At 74.0% G+C, this 22,843-nt stretch carries 21 protein-coding genes; 9 read left to right on the top strand and 12 right to left on the bottom strand.

Going from position 1 to position 22,843, the window contains the following annotated elements; translation table 11 throughout:
* Positions 1–88: 88 nt before the first annotated feature.
* From ACFWNV_RS04560 to ACFWNV_RS04540, 5 genes are all read right to left on the bottom strand, one after another.
* Positions 89–1,156 carry a lactonase family protein gene (locus ACFWNV_RS04560; protein ID WP_383940387.1) on the bottom strand — a complete coding sequence of 356 codons (1,068 nt, stop codon included), beginning with the start codon at positions 1,154–1,156 and terminating at the stop codon, positions 89–91.
* 76 nt (positions 1,157–1,232) lie between these two features.
* The gene (locus tag ACFWNV_RS04555) at positions 1,233–2,390 is read right to left on the bottom strand and encodes a nitric oxide synthase oxygenase (RefSeq protein WP_383940371.1); all 1,158 of its coding nucleotides are present in this window, start codon (positions 2,388–2,390) and stop codon (positions 1,233–1,235) included.
* A 232-nt stretch (positions 2,391–2,622) separates the two neighbouring features.
* Positions 2,623–5,010 (bottom strand): tetratricopeptide repeat protein, encoded by a 2,388-nt coding sequence (locus tag ACFWNV_RS04550; RefSeq protein WP_383940368.1) that lies wholly within the window; start codon positions 5,008–5,010, stop codon positions 2,623–2,625.
* 164 nt (positions 5,011–5,174) lie between these two features.
* A complete protein-coding gene (locus ACFWNV_RS04545; RefSeq protein ID WP_383940365.1) occupies positions 5,175–5,579 on the bottom strand; it encodes a hypothetical protein in 405 nt (134 codons plus the stop codon).
* A 64-nt stretch (positions 5,580–5,643) separates the two neighbouring features.
* A complete protein-coding gene (locus ACFWNV_RS04540; RefSeq protein ID WP_383940363.1) occupies positions 5,644–5,967 on the bottom strand; it encodes a hypothetical protein in 324 nt (107 codons plus the stop codon).
* A gap of 136 nt (positions 5,968–6,103) precedes the next feature.
* Here ACFWNV_RS04540 and ACFWNV_RS04535 point away from each other — a divergent pair, with 136 nt between their 5' ends.
* Positions 6,104–7,129, top strand: a complete 1,026-nt coding sequence (locus ACFWNV_RS04535) for a LuxR C-terminal-related transcriptional regulator (RefSeq protein WP_383940360.1) — start codon at positions 6,104–6,106, stop codon at positions 7,127–7,129.
* Here the strand turns inward: ACFWNV_RS04535 and ACFWNV_RS04530 are convergent.
* The 4 genes from ACFWNV_RS04530 to ACFWNV_RS04515 all read right to left on the bottom strand — a co-directional run bounded on the left by ACFWNV_RS04530 (position 7,103) and on the right by ACFWNV_RS04515 (position 11,786).
* On the bottom strand, positions 7,103–8,635 hold the full coding sequence (locus ACFWNV_RS04530; protein ID WP_383940385.1) for an FUSC family protein: 1,533 nt from the start codon (positions 8,633–8,635) through the stop codon (positions 7,103–7,105). The genes ACFWNV_RS04535 and ACFWNV_RS04530 overlap by 27 nt on opposite strands.
* 314 nt (positions 8,636–8,949) lie before the next feature.
* Positions 8,950–9,369, bottom strand: a complete 420-nt coding sequence (locus ACFWNV_RS04525) for a universal stress protein (protein ID WP_383940357.1) — start codon at positions 9,367–9,369, stop codon at positions 8,950–8,952.
* 70 nt (positions 9,370–9,439) lie between these two features.
* Complete coding sequence (locus ACFWNV_RS04520; protein ID WP_383940354.1) at positions 9,440–11,014, bottom strand: APC family permease; 1,575 nt, start codon at positions 11,012–11,014, stop codon at positions 9,440–9,442.
* A 109-nt stretch (positions 11,015–11,123) separates the two neighbouring features.
* Positions 11,124–11,786, bottom strand: coding sequence for a histidine phosphatase family protein (locus ACFWNV_RS04515; RefSeq protein WP_383940352.1), 663 nt, complete (start codon positions 11,784–11,786; stop codon positions 11,124–11,126).
* 24 nt (positions 11,787–11,810) lie between these two features.
* Between ACFWNV_RS04515 and ACFWNV_RS04510 the strand changes: the two genes are divergently transcribed.
* The gene (locus ACFWNV_RS04510) at positions 11,811–12,566 is read left to right on the top strand and encodes a DUF1275 family protein (protein WP_383940349.1); all 756 of its coding nucleotides are present in this window, start codon (positions 11,811–11,813) and stop codon (positions 12,564–12,566) included.
* The gene (locus ACFWNV_RS04505) at positions 12,479–12,994 is read left to right on the top strand and encodes an RNA polymerase sigma factor (RefSeq protein ID WP_383940382.1); all 516 of its coding nucleotides are present in this window, start codon (positions 12,479–12,481) and stop codon (positions 12,992–12,994) included. The genes ACFWNV_RS04510 and ACFWNV_RS04505 overlap by 88 nt, the downstream gene beginning before the upstream one ends.
* Here ACFWNV_RS04505 and ACFWNV_RS04500 read toward each other — a convergent pair.
* Entirely contained in the window at positions 12,936–13,928 is a 993-nt protein-coding gene (locus ACFWNV_RS04500; RefSeq protein ID WP_383940346.1) for a MerR family transcriptional regulator, read from the bottom strand. The two genes, ACFWNV_RS04505 and ACFWNV_RS04500, sit on opposite strands and share 59 nt — an antisense overlap.
* Before the next feature lie 35 nt (positions 13,929–13,963).
* Positions 13,964–15,388, bottom strand: coding sequence for a cryptochrome/photolyase family protein (locus ACFWNV_RS04495; RefSeq protein ID WP_383940343.1), 1,425 nt, complete (start codon positions 15,386–15,388; stop codon positions 13,964–13,966).
* Positions 15,389–15,825: 437 nt separating this feature from the next.
* Here ACFWNV_RS04495 and ACFWNV_RS04490 point away from each other — a divergent pair, with 437 nt between their 5' ends.
* On the top strand, positions 15,826–16,425 hold the full coding sequence (locus ACFWNV_RS04490) for a hypothetical protein (protein ID WP_383940341.1): 600 nt from the start codon (positions 15,826–15,828) through the stop codon (positions 16,423–16,425).
* A 16-nt stretch (positions 16,426–16,441) separates the two neighbouring features.
* On the opposite strand, the gene ACFWNV_RS04485 is transcribed toward ACFWNV_RS04490, so the two are convergent.
* Complete coding sequence (locus tag ACFWNV_RS04485; RefSeq protein ID WP_383940338.1) at positions 16,442–17,947, bottom strand: SDR family oxidoreductase; 1,506 nt, start codon at positions 17,945–17,947, stop codon at positions 16,442–16,444.
* Between the two features lie 177 nt (positions 17,948–18,124).
* On the opposite strand from ACFWNV_RS04485, the gene ACFWNV_RS04480 reads away from it, so the two are divergent.
* The 5 genes from ACFWNV_RS04480 to ACFWNV_RS04460 are packed head-to-tail and all read left to right on the top strand — an operon-like array spanning position 18,125 to position 22,817.
* Positions 18,125–19,444 carry an NAD(P)/FAD-dependent oxidoreductase gene (locus ACFWNV_RS04480; RefSeq protein WP_383940335.1) on the top strand — a complete coding sequence of 440 codons (1,320 nt, stop codon included), beginning with the start codon at positions 18,125–18,127 and terminating at the stop codon, positions 19,442–19,444.
* The gene (locus ACFWNV_RS04475; protein WP_383940333.1) at positions 19,441–20,238 is read left to right on the top strand and encodes a DUF1365 domain-containing protein; all 798 of its coding nucleotides are present in this window, start codon (positions 19,441–19,443) and stop codon (positions 20,236–20,238) included. The genes ACFWNV_RS04480 and ACFWNV_RS04475 overlap by 4 nt, the downstream gene beginning before the upstream one ends.
* A complete protein-coding gene (locus ACFWNV_RS04470) occupies positions 20,235–21,488 on the top strand; it encodes a class I SAM-dependent methyltransferase (protein ID WP_383940330.1) in 1,254 nt (417 codons plus the stop codon). The genes ACFWNV_RS04475 and ACFWNV_RS04470 overlap by 4 nt, the downstream gene beginning before the upstream one ends.
* 56 nt (positions 21,489–21,544) lie before the next feature.
* On the top strand, positions 21,545–22,300 hold the full coding sequence (locus ACFWNV_RS04465) for a DUF1295 domain-containing protein (protein ID WP_383940379.1): 756 nt from the start codon (positions 21,545–21,547) through the stop codon (positions 22,298–22,300).
* Between the two features lie 37 nt (positions 22,301–22,337).
* A complete protein-coding gene (locus tag ACFWNV_RS04460) occupies positions 22,338–22,817 on the top strand; it encodes an Lrp/AsnC family transcriptional regulator (RefSeq protein WP_215034290.1) in 480 nt (159 codons plus the stop codon).
* Positions 22,818–22,843 lie beyond the last annotated feature (26 nt).

Genomic DNA, 22,843 nt, shown 5'->3' with positions numbered 1-22,843 from the left:
GCCCCGGACCGTTCCGAATCGAACGAGCCGGGGCGCGGGCCCTCGTACGTACGGCGGACGTCCGGTGCCGTTGGGTGAAGTTGGGGGGTTAGCCGAAGACCACGCAGGTGGCGGCGGGCACCGACACCGAGCCGGCCCGGCGCGGTTCGCCCGTCACCGGGTCCACGTCGAACCAGGTGACGTCGCCGGAGCGCTCGTTGGCCGCGTACAGACGGCGCCCCGACGGGTCGGCGGCGAGGTCGCGCGGCCAATTGCCTCCACACGGCACGGTGCTCGCGAGCTGCGGCTTCTCCGCGCCGTCGGCGAGCGAGAAGGTCGCGATGGTGTCGGCTCCGCGGACGGCCGCCCAGACGAAACGGCCGTCGGCGGAGGCCACGACCGCCGAGGGGTAGGCCCGTGCGGCCCCTGGAGCGCCCGTGGAGGCGACCGGAACCTCGGCGACCGGTTCCAGCTCGCCGGACTCCCCGTTCCAGCGGCAGACGGTCAGCTGCGGCTCCAGCTCGTGCAGTACGTAGACCACCTCGCCGGAGGGATGGAAGGCGAGGTGCCGGGGGCCGGTCCCGGCGCGCAGCGCGGTCTCGGCGTGCAGCTCCGGGGCTCCGGTGGCGGGGTCGAGGGCGCAGATCCGTACCGAGTCGGTGCCGAGGTCGACGCTGAGCACCCAGCGGCCACCGGGGGCGGGCAGCACCTGGTGGGCGTGCGGGCCCTGCTGCCGGCCGGAGTCCGGGCCGGAGCCCTGGTGGGCCAGTACGGCGGCGGGCTCCCCGATCGAGCCGTCGTCGGCGAGCGGGAGGCTGCTGACGCTGCCGGAGGTGTAGTTGGCGGTCAGCAGCCGGCGCCCGGCCACGCTGAGATGAGTGGGGCCGGAGCCGCCGACGCGGACGACCGCGCCGAGGGGGACGAGCCCCGCGGCGGTGGTCCAGAAGGCACCCACGGCGCCCTCCTCGGCCTCGCTCACGGCGTACAGCACGCCGGTGACGCGCTCGTGGGCCAGGTACGAGGGATCCGCGACGGCGTCCGTGGCCGAGAGCGGGGTCAGCGCTCCGGTGGCCGGATCCACGGCCGCGGTGGTGACACCGCGGCCGCCCCCCGAGGTGAACGAGCCGATCCAGGCCAGGTGTCCGCCGCCGTCGGCCGTACGGTCCGTACCGCCCACACCACTGTCCGCGTCGCCCACGGGAGGCCCCTCTCCGCCGTTCCGGATCCGTTCAGGAGCGACGGTAACAGAAGGTCTAGACCAAATCCCGTCCCTGGGCACGTTCCTGGGCGCCGGGGTGGTGGACGTAGGCGGTCGAGCTCGGCCGGTCCTCGTAGGTGCGGTGGAAGACCGGGGTCGCCGACCCGGAGATGGGCGGGACGATCCAGGACCAGTCCGCGCCCACGTCACGGCCCTTGCGCTCCTCCTTCTCCAGGTGGGTCAGGAAGCGCCGGGACTCGGTGTGGTGGTCGGCGATGGTGACCTTGGCCCGGTCGAAGGAGTGCAGCACCGCCCGGTTGAGCTCGACGAGGGCGCGGTCCTTCCAGAGGGAACGGTCGCTGGCGGTGTCGAGGCCCATGCGGCGGGCGACCGCGGGCAGCAGGTTGTAGCGGTCGGTGTCGGCGAGGTTGCGGGCGCCGATCTCGGTGCCCATGTACCAGCCGTTGAAGGGCGCCGCCGGGTAGTGGATGCCACCGATCTCCAGGCACATGTTGGAGATCGCGGGTACGGCGTGCCAGCGCAGGCCCCAGTCCGACCAGCCGTCACCGCCCGCCGCTCCGTCGGGGTGCTCGATGGGCACCTCCAGCACGGCGTCCGGCGGGACGTCGAACCAGCGGGGTTTGTCGTCGACCCCCTGGACGACCAGCGGGAGGAGGTCGAAGGGGGTGCCGGCGCCGCGGGACCAGCCCAGGGCGAGCAGGGCGCTCGTGAGTTCGGCGTTGCGGGCGTCGCCGACGGTTATCGAGGGGTGGTCGCCGTAGCCGGCGTACCGGACCAGCTGTTCGCTCCAGATGACCGGGCCGGGACGGTCGGGGGCGTCGGGGGCGAAGACCGTGATGGTGGGCCGGACCCGGCCGCCGTTGGTGGCCTCGCGCAGGTGCTCGAAGCACTCCTCGGCGATCCCGTCGGCGTCGGTGAGCCCGCGGCGGTCGCGGACGCGCAGCGAGTTCCAGTACAGCCTGCCTATGCAGCGGTTGCTGTTGCGCCACGCGACGCGGGCGCCGTGCTCCAGCTCCTCGGGAGTGTGCCGGTACGTACCCGTCTCGGCGAGCTCGGCCCGCACGGCGGCGAGCCGCTCGCGCGGATCACGCGCACCCGCGCTGCCGGCGTGCTCCCTGTGGAACAGCCGAATGAACTCCTCGGCCGCTTCCCACACTTGAGCCGTGCTGGAACGCTCTTGAAGTATTTCCATTCCGGGCGGTAACCCCCTGTCCGATCCGACCAGGTCCACCCCGCGCACCCCGAACGGGCGCCATGCCGGATGAATGTGCAATGAACAATCACCCGTTGTACACGCCGCAGGTCAGCGGCGTACGGAAGGCGCGCCCGGAACACTCCTCCGTGTGATCTTCAGCCATCGGCCTGCGAACGGGACTTGGGGAGTCGTACCATCCGCGGCAGCACCGGACCCCGCGCCAGAGCCGCTACATGGCGGCCCGCGCTCCTTCCAGGTTCTCCCGCACCAGCTGCGCCAGGGGATGACCCGGGCTCAACACCCGCTCGCAGTCGTCCAAGGTGCGCTCGTACAGGGTTACCGCCCGGTCCAGATCGCCGGCCGACTCACATACCCACGCAAGGTTGTTGCGGGACAACAATGTGCTGGGGTGATCCACACCCAACACCCGCTCCCTGTCCACCAGAGTCCGCTCATGCAAAGCCATCGCCCGGTCCAGGTCACCAGCCGACTCATATGTGTACGCGAGGTTGCTGCGGGAGCTCAATGTGTCGGGGTGATCTACACCCAACACCCGCTCCCTGTCCACCAGAGTCCGCTCGAACAGAGGCACCGCCCGATCCAGGTCACCAGCCGACTCATACACAGACGCGAGGTTGTTGCGGGAGCTCAATGTGTCGGGGTGATCTACACCCAACACCCGCTCCCTGTCCTCCAAGGTGAGCTCGAGCAAAGCCACCGCCCGGCCCAGGTCACCAGCCGACTCATATGCGGAACCGAGGTTGCTGCGAGAGCTCAACGTGTCGGGATGATCCGCACCCAACACCCGCCCCCTGTCCACCAGAGTCCGCTCGAACAGAGGCACCGCACGGCCTAGATCACCAGCCGACGCGTACACGTACGCGAGGTTGCTGCGGGAGCTCAACGTGTCGGGGTGATCCACACCCAAGACCCGCTCACAGTCTTCTAAGGTGCGCTCATACAGAGGAACCGCCCGGCCCAGATTCCCAGCCGACTCATACACAGACGCAAGGTTGTTGCGGGAGCTCAACGTATCGGGATGATCCACACCCAACACCCGCTCCCTGTCCACCAATGTGAGCTCGAGCAAAGCCACCGCCCGGCCCAGGTCACCAGCCGACTCATATGCGGAACCGAGGTTGTTGCGGAAGTTCAGCGTCTCCGGGTGATCAACGCCCAGCACGCGCTCGCAGTCTTGCAGGGTGCGCTCGTACAGGGGCACCGCCCGGCCCAGGTCACCCGCCCGCTTACACACGTACGCGAGGTTGTTGCGGGCGCTCAGCGTGGCGGGATGGTCCATGCCCAGAACCCGCTCTCGGGTGGTCAGTACGCGTTCCGCAGCCTGGATGGCGGGGCCGAGTACGCCCTGTCCGCTCTGGTACAAGGCGGCGCGGTTGAGAACGTCGGCTGTGTCCGTGGTGTCCTGGTCGGGGGTGTGGTGGCGGGTGAGGGCCTCTACGTGCGGGAGGAGGGCTCGGCAGCGGGGCCATGTCGCGGGCTGGTCGCCCTCGGCCGGGAAGGCCTGCGCCAGGTGGGCGGTGGCCTGTGTGCGGGCCTGGTCGATGGCTTCCGGGGATCGGTGGGGGTCTTCGGGGTCTGGGGTGCGGGCCAGGGCCTGGACCAGGCGGTGGACGGTCAGGGTGCCGTCGGGGTGGGCGGTGATCATGCTGTAGGCGACTAGTCTTCCCAGCGCGGCGGCGAGTTCGGGCGGTGCGGCCGTGTCGTCCAGCAGGTCGCGGGGGATGCCGGCGGGTGCGTACCAGGCCAGGATCCGCAGGAGGTTCCCGGCGAGGGGCGTGTCGGCCAGCCGGTCGAGGGTCAGGCGCCAGATCCTCGCGACGGTGCGCTCGGAGTCTCCGCCCTCGGCGGTCGCGGCGAACATCGTGGCGGGCCAACGGGCCAGCATGTCGAGGTAGGTTCGGGCGCTCGTGCCAGTCTCCGCGCAGTAGGCGGCGGCCTGCTCGACGGCGAGGGCCAGGTGCCCCAGCTCCGCGCACAGCGCGTCGGCGCCGTCGGTGTCGCGCGTACCGTGGTGGGTCAGGATCCGGGTGAACAGGGCGAGCGATTCGGCCGGTTCGAAGACGTCCAGGCTGACGGTGGCGGCGTGGCGGTGCCATCCGGTCGCGCGCCGGGTGGTGACCAGGAGCCGGCCCCGGTCCGCGACCCTGGCGAGGACCACGCCGATGTCCTCGGCCCGGTCCACGTTGTCCAGGACGACCAGCCAGTCGCCGTGCGCGGCCAGCCATTGCAGCGCGCGCTCCGTCTGGAGCTCGGTGGACAGTTCCTCCAGCCCCGGCTGGAGCGCACGTGCCAGGGAAGCCAGCCCGGCCGCGACCGCGTCCGGTCCGTCGGCGGTGATCCACCACCGCACCCGGCCGGTCGCCCGGTGCGCAGCCCAGTGCGCGGCCAGCGCGGACTTCCCCACGCCGCCCAGCCCGTGCACGGCGTGCAGCACCACGCCGCCCGTACCGCCGGTGAATGCCGTGTCCAACGCGTCCAGCGCCGCGCCGCGGCCGACGAACCCGGCCGCCGCCGGAACGTTGGACACCCCGTGGTCCGCGGCGTCCGCGGGGATCGGCGCGTACGCCTCGGGCGGCAGGGCCCGCTCCGCGTACACCGCGACCGAGTTGACTACGTCCCGGCTCGCCGCGATCGACCCCTGGGAGGCCGTCGGCCCGGGGTGACCCGTCGGCCCCGGGAGGCCCGTCGGCTTCGGGGTTGCCGGGACGGCGTCGGTGGGAGCGCCCGCGGAATCGCCCGCGCGCCGCCACCAGCGGGGCTTCACGGGCCCTGGTGGGCTTCGGATCCGTCGACGTCGCCGCCCGCCGCTACCGATCCGCCGCTCGCGGAGATGCCCGGGCCACCCGTCGCCGCGCCGGTGCCCGTACCGGGCCCGGTGTCACGCGCTCGCGCGTTGCGGACGCTGCCGCCCGCCGCGACCGACCCGCCCTGCGCCGTCACGGCCACCGGTGCGGACGCCGGGGTCGCCGCGGCGGCCCCCGCGGTGAGCCTGAGCTGCCACAGTCCGATCCCCAGTGCGGCGATCCCGGCGATCGCCCCGGCGATGCCCCAGCCCTGATCCGCCCCCTCCGGATGCCCGACGGACACCCACACCACCAGGCCCGCCGCCGTGACGATCCCGATAACCGACAGACCCCACCAGCACGCTCTCGCCCATCCCGTCATGCACCCATGGTCACGTACAACCCATGATCGAAACACGGGGTTTGGACCAGAAGGGGCCTGCTCCTCATAGTCGATCCGCCGAGCCGGGTACAAGGCCGACGACCTCTGCACGCGCCCCGTCATGGATCACGCGGACCGCCGCGGTGGCGGCGACCACCGCGGAACGGGCGGAGCCCAGTGCCTCGCGGGCCGCCTCCAGGCCGCCTTCACGGGAGAGCAGGGCCGAGGCGTCGGCGGCGCAGTCGATCAAGTGCAGCGCGACCCGGGCGAGTTGCTCGTCGGATCCGTACGCCTCGTCCAGCGCCTTGCGCGCCTGCGCCAGCAAGTCCAGCGCCCCGGTCAGCCCCGCCGGCGCGATCCCGCGTTCGGAACGAATGTCTCGCTTCACCGTCGCCACTCCCGCCACCGGTCATGTGGGTCATTTCGCGATCACCAGGCAGGAAGGATCCTGCCGTTCCCCTCCCCCGGGGCCAACGGGCCGGGGCATCCTGATCTTGCATTGCCGGAACAAGAAGGGGGTCCAGATGAACACCAACACCGCACATCCCGACATTGACGGCTGCACGTCGATCTGCGGCGACTGCGCGGCCGGTTACCGCAGGGCCTTACGGGAGGGCGGCTTATCGGGGGACGTTCCGGGCTGCCTGATCGCTTTCGGGCTGCTGCGGAAAGTGGAGGGCTCCGCCGAGCACCTCCCGGTACCGCCCTCGGTCGCCGCGATCACCCTCGCGCGGCCGATCAGACGGGCCATCCTGGACCAGCGGGCCGCGCTCGACGCGCTGATCGCCTCCCTCTCCCCGCTGGACGCCGTCTACCGGCACGAACGCCAGCGGCACAAGGCCCACGTACAGCCGCTGATCGGCCGCGAGGTCATCGACACCGCCGTCCAGGGAGCCCTGGAGACCTGCTCGGAGGAGCTGCTCAGCGCACACCCCGAGGGCGGCCGCCCCTCCGGCGCACTGGCCGACGCGCTGCCCCGCGACCTCGCCCTGGCCGGCCGGGGAGTCCGCCAGCGCACGGTCTACGGGCACACGGTCCGCGGGCACGGCCCGACGCTCGCCCACATCGAACGGGTCACCCAGGAGGGCGCCGAGGTGCGGACGGTGGGCGAGCGCTTCGAGCGGCTGATCGTGTGCGACCGGTCGGCCGCGTTCATCGCGGTGCTCACCGAGAGCGGAAGGGAGGCGTACGCCCTGGAAATCCGCGAACCCGGCCTGATCCAGTACCTCACGAAAACCTTCGAGGCCGTGTGGGAACGGGCGGTCCCCGTCGAGTTCGACACGACGGGACAACGCCCTCCCCGGCTCACCGACGAAATCCAGCACGCGATTCTCGAGCTCATGGTGCGGGGGCATACGGACGAGGCCATTTCCAAACGGCTCGGTCTGAGCACCCGCACCATCGGCGCGCACATCAAACGCGCCTCGACCCGCTTCGGAAGCCGGAGCAGGGCCGAACTCGGCTTCAGCCTCGCGAAGTCCGGAGTCCTCGACCCCGGCCGGGACGTGCCCGGGACACCCGGGTCAGGCGCCGACCAGCGGGGAACGTGACGCACTGCGCAGGGGTCCGTCAAGCTGGGCGAGCAGCCGCTCCAGCCCGTGCAGGTGCGCCAGCGCGGGTCCCGAGGCGGCCCGCGCGGGGTGCACGGCCGTCGCGGTCGGCCGGGGCTCCGATTCCGCGGCGCGTTCCGCCTCCGGTGTCAGCAGGGCGGCCTCCGGCGTGAGCAGGGCCTCCACCGCCGCCTCCACGCGCCAGCAGGCCGCGGCGAGCCGGGCGTCGTGGCTCGCGTCCGGGTCCGCCGCCACCGCGACCAGCCCGCGGACCTCCACCGCGCACTCGTCGAGCAGCGCGAGCACCCGGCGGGCCCTGGCCTTGCGGCCGCGGTAGGGGCTCAGCGGGTGGACGAGCGGAGCCAGGGAGAGCCGTACCCGGCCCAGGAACAGTTCCAGCTGCGCGGCGTGCGGCGCGGGGTCGGCGACCGGGGAGCCGGCGAGCCGGGCCGCGGCCTCGGCCGTGCAGGTGCGCACGCAGCGCAGGGCGCGCTGGATCCACATGTCGTTGGTCGCGTGCGTGGTCACCGGGAGCACCAGGATCACGGCCAGCCCGGCGCACACCGCACCGACGGCCGTCTGTTCCAGGCGCAGGACGAGCAGCCCCGGATGGAGTACGCCCAGGAGGCCGTACAGCAGGCCGGCCATCACCGTGACGGCCAGCATCATCCAGCTGTAGGACACGGCGGCGGTGTAGAAGATCCCGAAGACGCAGAGCGCCACCAGGACGGCCGTGGGCGCCGGCGCCCCGTTCAGCGGGATGGCGATCAGCAGGCCCGCGCCGATCCCGAACACCGTGCCGAGCACCCGGCGGAAGCCGCGGACCAGGGTCTCGCCGCGCGAGGCGGTGTTGACGAAGATCCACCAGGCGGTGCCGACCGCCCAGTACCAGCGGTCCTCCGACAGGGCCTGGCCGATGCCGAGCGCGACGGCGCAGGCGGCGGTGGCCTGGAAGGCCTGGCGGGTGGTCGGCCGGGCCAGCCCGGTCCCGGGGGCCGCGGGCGGTACGGCGGCGGGCGGCACCCGGCGCTCGATCGGCCACAGCACGAACCGCACGGCGCCGGCCGCGAGCAGGGCCAGTCCGACGGCCGCGTAGAGCTCGGGCAGCTGACCGGGCCGGGCGTGCAGGAACTGCGTGATGAAGAAGTTCATGAACGCGAAGATCCCGAGGGCGTGGCCGCGCACCCCCCACCGGCGGGCGTAGACGCCGGCGAACACCACGGCGACGAACACCGCGTCGCGGGCGAGCGGTACGCCGTGCAGGGTGGTGGCCAGGGCCAGCACGGGGAAACCGGCGGCCGGCAGCAGGGCGGTGGTCACCCGCTGGGCGCGCACGGTCGCATCGGTCACCGTGAAGAGGGCGAGCAGGGCCGCCAGTCCCCCGGTGATCGACGCGACGAGCGAGAGCCCGCAGAGCTCGGCCACGGCCACCGCGAGGGCGACGCCGATGACGGCCCGCGAGGCGTTCCTGAGTCTTGCGCGCCCCGGATCCGGAGCCACGAACATCCTCTTCACGGCGGTGTGCCGCCCCCCTTGCGATGAAGCACGCCGGACCCGCGTCCGCCCGGGGGTGGTGGGCGGTACACGGGCACGGCGAAGGCGCCACGGTCCGGAGCGGCCTCGTTGCCGTCCGGCGCTGCGTGGCGCCGTAGATACATGGATAGGACACAGATAAGCATCCGCAGGGGCAATGGCTCAACTCCGCACGCTCCTACTGGGCCATTGGCACAGGGTGGAACGGCGATCTTCGGCCACGGGCAGACCAACGGACCCGCCCGGCGGGATCGGTCTCCGGAGGCGTGCCAGGCGTGCCAGGCGTACTAGGCGGGCTCCGTCGGGACGCACAGGACCGGGACCGGGGAGAGGTGCAGGAGTTTGTGCGGGGTGGATCCGAGCAGGGCGCCGCGGATCGGGCTGTCGCCCCAGCTCCCCACGATGATCACCCGGGCGTCGTACCGTTCGGCGGCATCGAGCAGCGCCTGCGCCGGTTTCGCGTCGGACACCTCGACCGTGGACGGGACTCCCGCCTCGTCGGCGGCCTCCACCGCCCGGGCGAGCGCGCTGCGGCCGGCCTCCCGGACGGCCTCCTGGTGCGCGCGGTACTCCTCGCCGGTGGGGCCCGGGGCGGCGGCCCCGTAGACGAGGACGAGCGGCTCGCCGAAGGCGGCGGCCACCTCCAGGGCCACCTGCAGGGCGCGCTCGGCGCCGGGCGACTCGTCGTACCCGAGGACGACGGACATCGGGGCTCCTCTCCGGCTTCCGGCCGGTGGTGCGGGGCTACGGGGCTGCGGGACTACGGGGAATGCGGGGCTACGCCGCGGGGCTACGGGGCTGCTTGCCCGCGTGCACGAGGGCCGGGTCGGCGACGCCGCGCCGCTCCTGCCAGAACCGGCCGTCCCTGATCCGCCAGAAGCACATGACGAGGACGCCGACGACGGCGATGCCGATCCCGATGACCAGCGGCGGGCCGAGCCCGAACCAGGAGACGCCGCTCGCCGAGTTCTCCGGGTCGGACATGTCGGCGACCGACTGCACGAGCAGCCAGGCCAGCAGGCCGGCGCCGATCACCGGGCCGAGGCCGATGAGCAGGAAGTTGTGCACGCTCTCCAGCAGGTGGCGGCGGTAGTAGACGGCGCAGGCCAGGCCGGTGAGCGCGTAGTAGAAGGAGATCAGCAGCGAGAGGGCGGTCAGGGAGTCCAGGAGGGCGTTCTCGCTGATCTGGTTGACGGCGAGGTACCAGACGATGGCGATGCCGGCCACCCACCAGGTGCTGACGTCCGGGGTACGGAACCGGGGGTGGATGTGCGAGAGGTGCGGCGGCAGCGCGTGCCGGCGGGCCATCGACAGGGCGGTGCGGGAGGCGGGGATGATCGTGGTCTGGGTGGAGGCGAGGGCGGAGGTGCAGACGGCGAGCAGGACGATCCAGTCCCAGCCGCCCATGACCTCGTGCGCGAGGACCGCGAAGACGGCCTCCTCCTCGCCGGCGTTCTCCGCGAGGAACGTCGTCCCGGCGTAGCCGACGACCGCGAAGCCGACGGACAGGTACGTCACCAGCAGGACGACGGTGGACCAGATGCCTGCCTTGCCGGGTGCGGTGGCCGAGTTCTCGACCTCCTCGGTGAGGTTGACCGCCGACTCCCAGCCCCAGTAGATGAACACGCCGAGCAGCAGTCCGCCGGTGAGGGCGGTGCCGCCGGCGCCGAAGGGGTTGAGCCACTCGATGGCCGGTCTGGTGCCGTCGAGGCTGCTGGTGCCGGCGTAGACGCGGTAGAGGGCGACCACGGCGAAGACCAGCAGGAAGAAGACCTGGGCGAGGATCAGCACGTCCTGGAGCCGGGCCGACATCTCGGTGCCGATGACGCAGACGGCGGTCATGGCCAGGATCACGACGACGGTCAGGCTCTGGCGCAGGGCCTCGTTCGCCGCCCAGCCGTCGAGGCCGGCGGCGAGCAGTCCGAAGTGGACGGCCACGTCGGCCAGCGAGCCGATGACGAGGACGCCGGTCATCGCGATGGCCCAGCCGCCGAGCCAGCCCGCCCAGGGGCCCATGGCGCGCGTCACCCAGGAGAAGGTGGTGCCGCAGTCCTGGTCGACCTTGTTGAGGTAGTAGAAGGCGGCGGCGATGAGGAGCATCGGGACGAAGGAGGCCAGCATGACCCCGGGCGCGTAGATGCCGGCGAGCGCGACGATCGGGCCGATGACCGCCGCCAGGGAGTAGGCGGGCGAGGTCGAGTTCAGGCCGATGACGAGCGCGTCGAGGAAGCCGATCGCGTCGGCCTTGAGCCCCGGTTCCGTGTCGGCGGGGTCCGTGGCGGTCCTCGCTCCCGGTTCCGGTGCCGGTTCCGGGGGCTCAGGGGGCACGCCGTCCGAGCCATCGTGGGCCATGTACGCATCGTCACGCAGACGGCGGCCGCGCGCGAGGCGGGGGCGCGAGGCGGGTGCCGCGAGCGCGGCAGATGCGGGAGGCGCGGGAGGCGCGGCCGGGCGGGGGGCGCTACTGGGGCGGGCGTTCCGGTTGGGGCACGGGCGCTCCCGGGGTCGGTGTGCCCGCGGGCCGCACGCCCCAGGGGCGGGAGTTCCAGCTCGCGATGACCGGCAGGCCGTGCTCCGTGGACAGCGCGCTGAAGGTGCCCGTACGGAGCATGAAGAGCCGTCCGGCCTCGGGCGGCAGACCGAGGTAGCGGGCAGTCAGCACGCGCAGCAGGTGCCCGTGGGCGACCAGGACGACATTGCCCCGGTCCTCGCCCAGTACCCCGGCCACCCGGGCCAGCACCCGGTCCGCGCGGGCGCCGACCTGGGCGGCGTTCTCGCCGGGGTGCTCCGCGTCGCCGGGCGGTACCCCGTCGGTCCACAGGGACCAGGCGGGGTGCTCGCGCTGGATCTCGGCGGTGGTGACGCCCTCGTAGCCGCCGTAGTCCCACTCGTACAGGTCGGGGTCGGTGAGGCCGCCGCTCAGGCCGGCGAGCTCGGCCGTGGCGGCGGCCCGGCGGAGCGGGCTGGTCAGCACCAGGGCCGGATGTTTGTCCCGGAAGTACGGGAAGAGCGAGATGGCCTCTTCGACCCCGTGCGGGGTCAGCGGGACGTCGGTGCGCCCGGTGTGCCGTCCGGTCGCGCTCCAGGCGGTCTCGCCGTGCCTCACCAGCAGCAGATCGCTCACTCTCCGGACCCTAGCCCCTGCGGCATGCCGGCGCCGGACGAGCCGGCCGGACCGGCCAGTGTCGAGGCCCGTGAGCCCGGGTTCCCGTACGGCGTGGCCCCCACGGGCCCGGTGCCCGCGCTGGCGCCCGCCGTCTCGCTGTCCGCGTTCGCCCCGGGGGCGGTGTGCGGGGCCCGGCTGGAGGCCTTCGTGGAGGACCGGGGCCGGCGCTGGTTCGTGACCGGGCTGTCGGCCGAGGCGGTGCTGATCCTGACGGCCGCCGCCGGATGGGGGCTGGCGCCCCGTTTCGGAGATCCCGGCGCCCGGCAGCTGCTGGTCTCGGCGGCCCTGTCGCCGGCGATGGGGATCCGGAACGTGACCAGCCTGCGGGTGAACCTGGCCGGGGTGCCGACCACCCTGGTGACCCGCCCGATGACCTCCTTCCTCGGCGGCTCGCTCATCGGACAGGACAGGACCGGGCCTTCGGGTACGGGACCGCCGCCTGGGTGCGGCGGGCGTGGTCGGTCCGCGCGATGTTCGCGGGCGGACTGGCCGGGGCGCTGCTCGTACGGACCGGCTGGCCGGTGGGGACTGAAAACGGTGCGGAAACGCTGCAAGTTGGCCGGGGCTGTCGTTCCGCCGAGGCTCGGGGCATGGACGAGCAGGACGACACCCGGCTGGCGGCGGGGTTCGCGGCGGGCGACGAGGAGTGTGTGGCGGCGGTCTACCGGCGCTGGCGGCCGCTGGTGCACGCGCTCGCCGGGCGAGCGCTCGGCGACGAGCGGGAGGCCGAGGACGTGACCCAGCAGGTCTTCCTCGCCGCGTGGCGGGGCCGCGGCGGGTACCGGCCCGGGCCGGGGGGCCTCGGGGCCTGGCTGACCGGCATCACCCGGCACAAGGTGGCCGACGCCCTGGAGGCGCGCACCCGGCGGGCCAGGGTGGCCGAGGCGGCCGCGCGCGTCTGCGCCCGGGCGCGGCCGGAACCGGTGCCCGGCCCGGAGCGGGCCGTGGAGCGGGTGGTGCTGCTCGGCGAGTTGGCCCGGCTGCCGTCGGCGCAGCAGCGGGTGCTGCGGCTCGCCTTCTACGCGGACCTGACCCAGTCGCAGATCGCGGACCGCACCGGGATCCCGCTGGGCACCGTCAAGAGCCACATGCGGCGGGCGCTGCACGTCATGCGGCAGTCCCTGGAGCGTTGCCCGGAGCTCGGAGTGCCACAAGCGATTCGATGACGGCCAGCCCCGAGCGGAGCCCGAACAGCCGCTCGGCGCGGGCGGGCGGGGCCGCGGCCGCGGCGCCCCAGCCGGGCCCGGCGAGCAGCAGCGCGGAGTGGCCGCGGGCGCCGCGCGGTCCCCACTCGATTCCCGCCACCGACTTGGCGAGCGCCGCGTCCGCAGTCGTACGGGACTGCGCCCACAGCACGACGGCCCGCGGACCCGTCCGCCGGACGGCCTCGCACAGTGCGTCGGCGGGCAGGGCCGCGCCGAACATCCGTACGGGCAGAGCCCGTTCACCGAGGGCGGCGGCCAACGCCTCCATCGGCAGGCTGTGTTGCTCCCCGGGCGTGCAGGCCAGCAGCACGGGCGGGGCCGGGACCGGCTCCGGGGCGGGCCGGATCCGGTGCAGGGCCGCGGAGACGTACCAGGACAGCAGGTGCTCGACCTCGATGTAACGCTCCCCCGCCGAAGCCCACTTGCGGCCCACGGCGTGCAGGGTCGGCGCGATGACCTCCTCCCACGCCGTCACCGGGCCCAGCTCCGCGAGCACGGACTCCAGCAGGTCCTCCACGGCCGGCGCGTCCAGTCGTACGGCGGCCCGCGCGAGCCCCCTGCACTCCGGGCGGACGTCGCCCAGGCGCAGCGCGCGGGGCCCGCCGGGGGTCGTCGCGGGGGGCCCGGCCACGGCCGGGGCGTCGGGGGCGGCTCCCCTGGCCACCCGGGCGGCCTCGGACGGGGGTGCGCCCTGGGCGGTGAGGCGGCACATCAGCTCCAGCCGGGCGATGTCCGCCGGGGTCCAGCGCCGGTGCCGGCCGGCTTCGCGGGAGGACGGGCCGATCGCGTAGCGGCGCTCCCAGGAGCGCAGCGTGGTCGGCGAGACACCGAGGCGCCGGGCGACGGCGCCGGTGGCGAGGGCGGCGGAAGGGGGCTGCGGGGGTTCGGGCTCCACGCTTCCACCGTACGGCGCGGCGATGCCGGGCGGGCTCACCCGGATCCCGGCCCGTCCTCGGGCCCGTCCGCCGGTCGGTCCGCCGGTCCGGGATCCGTCTCGCGGCCCCGGCGGAAGCGGTCGAGGCCGTCGGCGAGGCCGACCAGCGGGTCGGGGTAGTCGTAGGCGGCCCGTTCCAGGCCGGGGAGCCGCCAGGGCTCGTGCACGCGGGGTGCGGGGAGTCCGGCGAGCTCCGGGACCCAGCGGTGGACGTAGCCGCCGTCGGGGTCGTACCGCAGGCCCTGGCGCACCGGGTTGAGGACCCGGTTGGGGCGGGTGTCGGTGCCCGTGCCCGCCACCCACTGCCAGTTGAGCTGGTTGTTGGCGAGGTCACCGTCGACGAGGAGGTCCATGAAGTGGCGGGCTCCGACGCGCCAGTCGACGTACAGGGTCTTGGTGAGGAAGCTCGCGACCAGCAGTCGGCCGCGGTTGTGCATCCAGCCCTCGTGGGCCAGTTGGCGCATCGCCGCGTCCACGACGGGGTAGCCGGTGCGGCCCTCCTTCCAGGCCCGGGTCTCCTCCTCGGCGGCGGGGCCGGTGCGCCAGCGGTCCCCGCGGTCCCGGTAGTCCTCGGCGGCGGCTCGGGGCCGGGCCGCGAGCACCTGGTGGTGGAAGTCGCGCCAGCACAGCTGCCGTACGAAGGCCTCCGCGCCGGGGCCGCCGGCGGCGCGGGCACGGTGGACGGCCTCGGTGGGCGAGAGCGTGCCGAAGTGCAGGTGCGGGGAGAGCCGGGAGGTGGCGTCGCCGGCCAGGTCGTCGTGGGTCTCGGGGTAGCGGTCGATGCCGGAGCGCAGCCACCGGGCCAGCAGCCGGCGCGCCTCGGGCTCGCCGCCGGGGGCGAGACCCGGGGAGGTGCCGGTGACGGCGGCGCGCTCGGGCAGGGGCTCGGAGCGGATCGCGTCGGGCACCGGGACGGCCCGGGGCGCGGTAGCGGCGGCCCGCAGGGGGTGCTCCGACCAGCGGCGGTGGTACGGGGTGAAGACGGCGAAGTGGCCGGACCCGTTCGCCCCGGTGGGGGTGACGGCCCCCGGGGCGACCGCGGTGATCACGGCGTCGTGGACGTGGAACCGCCGCCCCTCGGCTTCGAGGGCCTCGCGCAGCCGCTCCTCGCGGGCGTGGGCGTAGGCGCTGACCCCGGCGGCCATGTGCACCTCGTCGGCGTCGGCCTCCCGTACGAGGGCCATGGTCGCGGCGACCGGATCGCCGGACCGGACGACGAGCCGGCCGCCCCGGGAGCGGAGCCCCTCGTCGAGGCCGGCGAGGCAGTCGGCGAGGAAGGCGAGCCGGTTGGGCGGGGCGGCGACCGCCGGATCGCGCACGAAGAGCGGCACGACCTGCGCGGAGGACGACAGGGCGGCCCGCAGCGGCGGATGGTCGTGCAGCCGCAGATCGGAGGTGTAGAGGACCACCGCGACGTTCATGGGGTTCGCTCCGGGTGGGGGGGTGGGGGGACGGGGTGTCGTGAGGTACTTCGCTGCCGGAGCCCCTCCCGGATGCGGGGGCGCTGTCGCGCGTGGGGGTGAGCCCGTCCGGAGCCCGACCGGAGCCCGACCGGAGCCCGTCCGGGCGCCGCCCGGGAAGCTGTCCGAGACCCGCCCGAAGGTCCGACCGACGGCCCGGCCGGGACGGCGGGCACAGCCGGGCCGGACGACCAAGTGGCCGGTAACTGCCGCAAGCAGAAAGGAATATGACATTCCGTCACAAACCTGTGACACGGAACGGACGCATCCATACCATCCGCTTCCTAGATTCGTCACAGCAGCCCGCCCCGACTCGTGGTCCCACACCGAGCACGCGGCACGCGGCCCTTCCCTTCCCGACAGGCCCACGAGGCCGGCCCCACTCCACGGAGTCCTTCATGTCCTTCCGCGCGTCCCGCCGCACCGCCGTCCGTACCGCCGCCGTCCGTACCGCCGTGGTCCTCACCGCCCTCGCCGGAGGCGCACTCATTCCGGCCGCAGTCGCCTCCGCCGACAGCACCTCGTCCCCTTCCAAGTGCGTGGTGGTCAAGGAAGCCTGGATCGGCGCCGGTACCGACGCGGTGATGACCATCGCCCCCTCCGGGCCGTCCGTCTCCTTCAAGGACGCGGGAAGCGGCAAGGCGCTCTCCCAGCGGCTCGACCGCACGCACCCGAAGCTCCCCGCGAACGCCGGATTCCTCGCCGAGATCCTCGACCCGAACGGCCCCGCCCCGAAGCTCCGCACCAACATGGAGGGCGGCGGCCACAAGGCGGGCGTCACCGACTTCCCCAAGCTCCCCAAGGGCTGCACCTTCGACTACGGCAAGGGCAAGGGCCAGACCAAGGACGTGCCCAAGGGCGGCGTCGCCGCCGGTGCCGAGTACGGGCAGGGCGCCGACCCGGCGCTGATCGCGGCGGGCGGCGCGCTGGCCGCGGCGGCCGCCGTCGGTCTGGGCTTCTCCGTCAAGCGCCGCCGGACGGCACCGGCCGGCCGCTGACCCCGCGCCCGCGGGACTACTCCGCACCCTCACCGGCATCGCCCGCCCGCTCCGCCGCGCGGGCGATGTTGCGCGCCATGCCGCCGAAGACGACGGCGTGGAACGGTGACACGCTCCACCAGTACAGGTGGCCGAGCAGGCCGTGCGGGTGGAACAGGGCCCGCTGGCGGTAGCGGGATCCGGTCTCCCCCGGGGTCGGCGGATCGGCGTGCAGTTCCAGCCAGGCCAGCCCCGGAAGCCGCATCTCCGCGCGCAGCCGCAGCAGTCGGCCCGGTTCGATCTCCTCCACCCGCCAGAAGTCCAGGGAGTCCCCGACCCGCAGCCGCGCGGCGTCCCGGCGGCCGCGCCGGATGCCGACTCCGCCGGCGAGCCGGTCCAGCCAGCCCCGTACCGCCCAGGCCAGCGGGAAGGAGTACCAGCCGTTCTCCCCGCCGATGCCCTCCACCACCCGCCACAGCGCCGGGGCGGGAGCGCCGACGGTCAGCTCTCGGCAGTCGGTGTAGAGGCTGCCGCCGGCCCAGTCGGGGTCGGTGGGCAGCGGGTCGCTCGGCGCGCCCGGCACGGCGGCGGAGGACCAGCGGGTGGTCACCCGGGCCTCGCGGATCCGCCGGAGGGCCAGTGCGAGGGCCTCGTCGAAGCCGATGGGCGTGCCCGGCGGGTCCGGGACGTGGACGGCGATGTCGTGCTCCGCGCACACCACCTCGTGCCGCAGGGATTCGGCGAGCGGCCGGGCCAGCGCCCTCGGCACGGGGGTGACCAGGCCGATCCAGTGGCTGGACAGCCGCGGGGTGAGCATCGGGACGCGCAGGATGAGCCGGGCGGGGAGCCTCGCGACGGTGGCGTAGCGGCGCATCATCTCCTCGTACGTGAGCACGTCGGGGCCGCCGACGTCGAAGGCCCGGTTGACCTCGGGCGGCATGCCCGCGCTGCCGACGAGGTAGCGCAGCACGTCGCGGACGGCGATGGGCTGGCAGCGGGTGCCGACCCAGCTGGGGGTGACCATGACGGGCAGCCGTTCGGTCAGGTAGCGCAGCATCTCGAAGGAGGCGGACCCGGACCCGATGACCACGGCGGCGCGCAGCACCGTGGCCGGGACGGATCCGGCGAGGAAGATCTCGCCGACCTCGGCGCGGGAGCGCAGGTGTGGTGAGAGGTCGCGGACGGGGATGTCCGCGGGGGTGAGGCCGCCGAGGTAGACGATGCGGCGGACCCCGGCGGCGCGGGCCGCGTCCGCGAACGCCCTGGCGGCGTCCCGGTCGCGTTCCTCGAAGCCGGATCCGGTGCCGAGGGAGTGCACGAGGTAGTAGGCGACGTCGATGCCGGTCATCGCCCCGGCGAGGGACGCGGGGTCGGTGACGTCTCCGCGGACGATCTCGGCGTCCCCGGCCCAGGGGTGGTCGCGCAGTTTTTCCGGGGTGCGGGCCAGGCAGCGGACCTGGTGCCCGGCGTCCAGGAGGTCGGGTACGAGGCGTCCGCCGATATAGCCGGTGGCCCCGGTGACCAGGCAGTTCTTGCCCGTCATGGCTGTCTCCGCTCTTCGCGCCCTGCTCTTGCGTACCTCTGTTCCCTGCTTCGGATTCGCCGCGGCGCGCCGGATCGGATGCGGGATTCCCCCGAACGGCACATCCAAGACCCCCCTCGGCTCCGAAGAAGGGGTGCCGGGATGCGCCGGGTGACGGGGTGACGAGGGAGGAACACGATGACGGAGCGAGGGGCGGCGCGCCCGCGGACGGCCGTGATCGGCGGGGGCGTGTCGGGCCTGACGGCGGCGTACGTCCTGGCGCGCTCGCACGAGGTGACCCTCTACGAGGCGGACGACCGGCTGGGCGGGCACGCGCACACGCACGAGATCAAGGGGCCGGACGGGGTGGTGCGCGCGGTGGATTCGGGGTTCATCGTGCACAACGACCGTACCTACCCGCACCTGTTGCGGCTCTTCGACGAGCTGGGGGTGGCCACCCGGCCGACGACGATGAGCCTGTCGGTCCACTGCGAGGGGTGCGGGCTGGAGTACGCGGGTGCGCGCGGGCCTCGCGGGCTCTTCGCCCGGCGGCGGTCCGCCGTGAACCCGCAGTACCTGCGGATGCTGGCACGGATCCCGGAGTTCCACCGGGCAGCGAGGCGGCTGCTGGCCGATGCCGCCACCTCCGCCGAGCTGGGCACCGGCACCGGCCCGGGCACCGGTGCCTCCGAGATCACCCTGGCCGAGTTCCTGGAACGGGGCCGCTTCGGGGCCTACTTCACCGCGCACTTCGCGATCCCGCTGGTCGCCTCGGTGTGGTCCTGCCCGCCGGACACGGCGCTCGGGTACCCGGCCCGGTACCTGTTCCGGTTCCTGGAGCACCACGGCATGCTGTCGGTGGGCGGCTCGCCGAGCTGGCGCACGGTCGAGGGCGGCTCGGCGCGCTACGTGGAGCGGCTCCGCGAACGGCTGGACGCCGTGTACCTCGCCGCTCCGGTACGGGCGCTCGCCCGCACCCCCCAGGGCGTGTCGGTCACCACCGCCGGCGGGGCCACCGACCTCTACGACGCGGTGGTCGTCGCCGTCCACGCCGATCAGGCGCTGCGCCTGCTGGCCGATCCGACGGACGCGGAACGCACCGCGCTCGGCGCCTTCCGCTACTCCCGCAACCGCACCGTGCTGCACACCGACACCTCCGTGCTGCCGCGCACGCCCGGCGCGCGGGGCTGCTGGAACTACCGGCTGTCGGGGTGCCGGCCGGCCGATGCGCACGTACGGGTCAGCTACGACATGAACCGGCTCCAGGGGCTGGACGGGCCGGAGCCGTACGTGGTCACGCTGAACGCGGACGGCGCGGTGCGGCCGGAGGCCGTCCTGGCGGAGATGGAGTACGAACACCCCGTCTACACCACGGAGTCGGTGGCGGCCCAGCGGCTCCTGCCGGCCCTGTCGGGGCCGGTGACGGCCTTCGCCGGCGCCTATCACGGGTGGGGGTTCCACGAGGACGGCTGCCGCTCGGGCGTGGAGGCCGCCGCCGCGCTGGGGGTGACGTGGTGAGCCCCGGCCCCGCGGAGCCCCGTCTCTACCTGGCCGACGTCCGGCACGTCCGGTCGGGCCCGAGCGGAAGCAACGGCGGGGCCGGAGGCAGAAACGGCTACCGGCTTCGGCACCGCACCTATCTGTGGCTGGTGGACCTCGACCGACTGCCCCGCCTCCCCCGGCCGTTGCGGCCGCTCGCCCGGTTCGAGGCGCGCGACCACTTCGGCGGCGGCGCCCCCTCGATCCGGGCCGGGCTGGACGCCTTCCTCGCGGCGCGCGGCGCCGGACTCCCGCCGGGTTCCAAGGTGTTGATGCTGGCGCACGCCCGGGTGTTCGGCCACGTCTTCAACCCGCTGACCGTGTACTGGTGTCACGGGCCGGACGGCTCCCTGCGCCAGGTGGTCGCCGAGGTGCACAACACGTACGGCGAACGGCACTGCTACCTGCTCCCTCCGGACGTGGCCCTGGGGGACCGCGGAGACCTCGATGTCGCGCCGGTTCCCAAGGAGTTCTACGTCTCCCCCTTCCTCAGGGTGGAGGGCGCCTACCGCATGCAGCTGCCCGAGCCCGCCGAACGCCTCGCGCTGACCGTCCGGCTGGCCGGCGGCACGGACGGTGCCCGCCTGACCGCGACCGTCCGCGGCGCACGCCGCCCGGCCGGCGCCCACGGCCTGCTGCGCGCCGCACTGCGCCGGCCCTGGTCCACCGCGGCCGTCAGCGCCGGCATCCGCTTCCACGGCGTCCGGCTGTGGCTGCGCGGGCTGCCGGTCCGGCCGCGTCCCCCACACGTACCCCAGGAGGGTCTGAAGTGAGCACGTCGACCACCACCACCGCCACCGCCCCGGCCGTGCCGCCCTGCTCCCGGGCCAGGGCCGCCGTCGGGCGGCTGCTGATCCGCCGGGCCCTGGACCGGCTGCCGCTCCAGGTCCGGATGGGCCCAGACGGCACCCTGGGGCGGGGCGGCCCCGCGATGGCGGTGTACGACCCGGACGCCTTCGAACGCCGGATCGCGGCCGAGGGCCTGATCGGCTTCGGCGAGTCGTACCTGGCCGGGGAGTGGGACGCACGCGACCCGGTCGCCGTCCTGACCGTGCTGGCCGGGCACGTGACGGGGCTGGTCCCCGCTCCGCTCCAGCGGCTGCGCGGCCTGTGGGCCTCCCGCCACCCGGCCGGGGACCGCAACACCCCGGACGGCTCGCGGACGAACATCCAACGCCACTACGACCTGTCGAACGAGCTCTTCGCCGAGTTCCTCGATCCGACCATGACCTACTCCTCGGCCGTGTTCCGCTCCCTGCCCGCCGCCCCGGAGGAGCTCGCCGAGGCCCAGCACCGCAAGATCGACATGCTGCTGGACCTGGCCGGGACCGGCCCCGGCACCCGGCTGCTGGAGATCGGCACCGGCTGGGGCGAACTGGCCGTCCGGGCGGCCCGGCGCGGTGCGCACGTGGTCACCCTGACCCTGTCGCGGGAGCAGCGGGAGCTGGCCCTGCGCCGGATCGCGGCCGCCGGGCTGTCCGACCGCGTCGAGGTGCGGCTGTGCGACTACCGGGAGGCCGAGGGGAGCTACGACGCCATCGTGAGCGTCGAGATGATCGAGGCGGTCGGCGCCGAGTACTGGCCGGTGTACTTCGCCACGCTGGACCGGCTGCTGGCGCCCGGCGGGCGGGTCGCGCTCCAGGCGATCACCATGCCGCACGAGCGGATGCTCGCCACCAGGGACACGTACACCTGGATCCACAAGTACATCTTCCCCGGCGGCATGCTGCCGTCCGTCCGGGTGGTGGAGGAGACGGCGCGCACGCACACCGGGCTGCGCGTGACCCGCTCCGAGGCCTACGGGGCCCACTACGCGCAGACGCTGCGGCTGTGGCGGGAGCGCTTCGCCGAGCGGGCCGACCGGGTGGCGGAGCTGGGCTTCGACTCCACCTTCCGGCGGATGTGGACCTTCTACCTGGCCTACTGCGAGGCGGGCTTCGCCTCGGGCTACCTGGACGTGCACCAGTTCCTGCTGACGCGCACGGCCCCCGAGGGGCTCGCGGCGGGCGGTGGTTCCCGGTGAACTGGGGCGCCTTCGGGCTCAACCTGGCCGTCTCGGCGGGGGCGGCCCTCGCCGTCATGCTCGCCGCCTTCGCCGTCGGGGTCCGCCTGCGCCGGCACCGCGGGGTGGACGTGGCCTGGGGCCTGGGCTTCGTCGCCGTCGCGGTCGCCACGTACGCACAGTCGGGCGGCCGGCACCCGCTGCCGGCGGTCCTGGCCGTGGTGTGGGGCCTGCGGCTGGCCGGGCACATCGCGTGGCGGGGCCGCGGGCACGGCGAGGACCCGCGCTACGAGCGGCTGCTCTCCCGGGCTCCGGGCAACCGCACCTGGTACGCGCTGCGCACGGTCTACCTGCTCCAGGCGGGCCTGGTCTGGCTGATCTCGCTGCCCGTGCAGGCGGCGGCGTACGCGACCGGGCGCCCCGGGGCCCTCGCCGTGGCGGGCACGGCGCTGTGGCTGTGCGGGCTGCTCTTCGAGGCGGTCGGCGACCACCAGCTGGCCCGGTTCAGGGCCGATCCCGCGAACCGGGGGCGGATCATGGACCGGGGCCTGTGGTCCTGGACCCGGCACCCGAACTACTTCGGCGACTTCTGCGTGTGGTGGGGGCTGTCCCTGACCGCCTGGACCTCGGGCGGCGCGGTGGCCGTGTCGGTGGTCTCCCCGCTCGTGATGTCGTACCTGCTGATCGGGGGCAGCGGGAAGCGGCTGCTGGAGCGGCACATGGCGGACCGGCCCGGCTACGCCGCCTACCGGGCCCGCACCAGCGGATTCCTGCCGTGGCCGCCCCGTCAGCCCGGTCGTTCGCCGCGCCATCGCAGGTCACAGGGGGTTTGACCCGGGGCGCAGGGTCCCGCGTTGGTACAGTCGCGGCATGGCGGTGGACGAGCTCGACACACGGATCCTGCGCCTGCTGATCGAGCAGCCGCGCACCAGCGTCCGGGAGTACGCCCGGATCCTCGGCGTCGCGCGCGGCACCCTCCAGGCCCGGCTCGACCGGCTGGAACGCACCGGGGTGATCACCGGAACCGGCCCCGTGCTCTCCCCCGCGGCGCTCGGGCATCCCGTCCTGGCCTTCGTGCACATCGAGGTCACCCAGGGGCACCTGGACGAGGTCGGCGACGCGCTGGCCTCCGTGCCGGAAATCATCGAGGCCTTCTCCATCACGGGCGGCGGGGACCTGCTGACCCGGGTGGCCGCGCGGGACAACGCGCATCTGGAGGACGTCATCCAGCGGCTGATCCGGCTGCCCGGCGTGGTGCGCACCCGGACCGAGGTCGCGCTGCGCGAGCGGGTGGCGCACCGGCTCCTCCCCCTGGTCGAGTCCGTGGGACGAGCGGCGCGCAAATCCTGACAAGATGGTAGGGACAGGAACAAGGC

Source organism: Streptomyces sp. NPDC058401 (genome assembly GCF_042722885.1).
Taxonomy (GTDB): Bacteria; Actinomycetota; Actinomycetes; order Streptomycetales; family Streptomycetaceae; genus Streptomyces.
The sequence above is the reverse complement of the archived record's forward strand: the minus strand, read 5'-3'. Positions and strand labels throughout refer to the sequence as shown.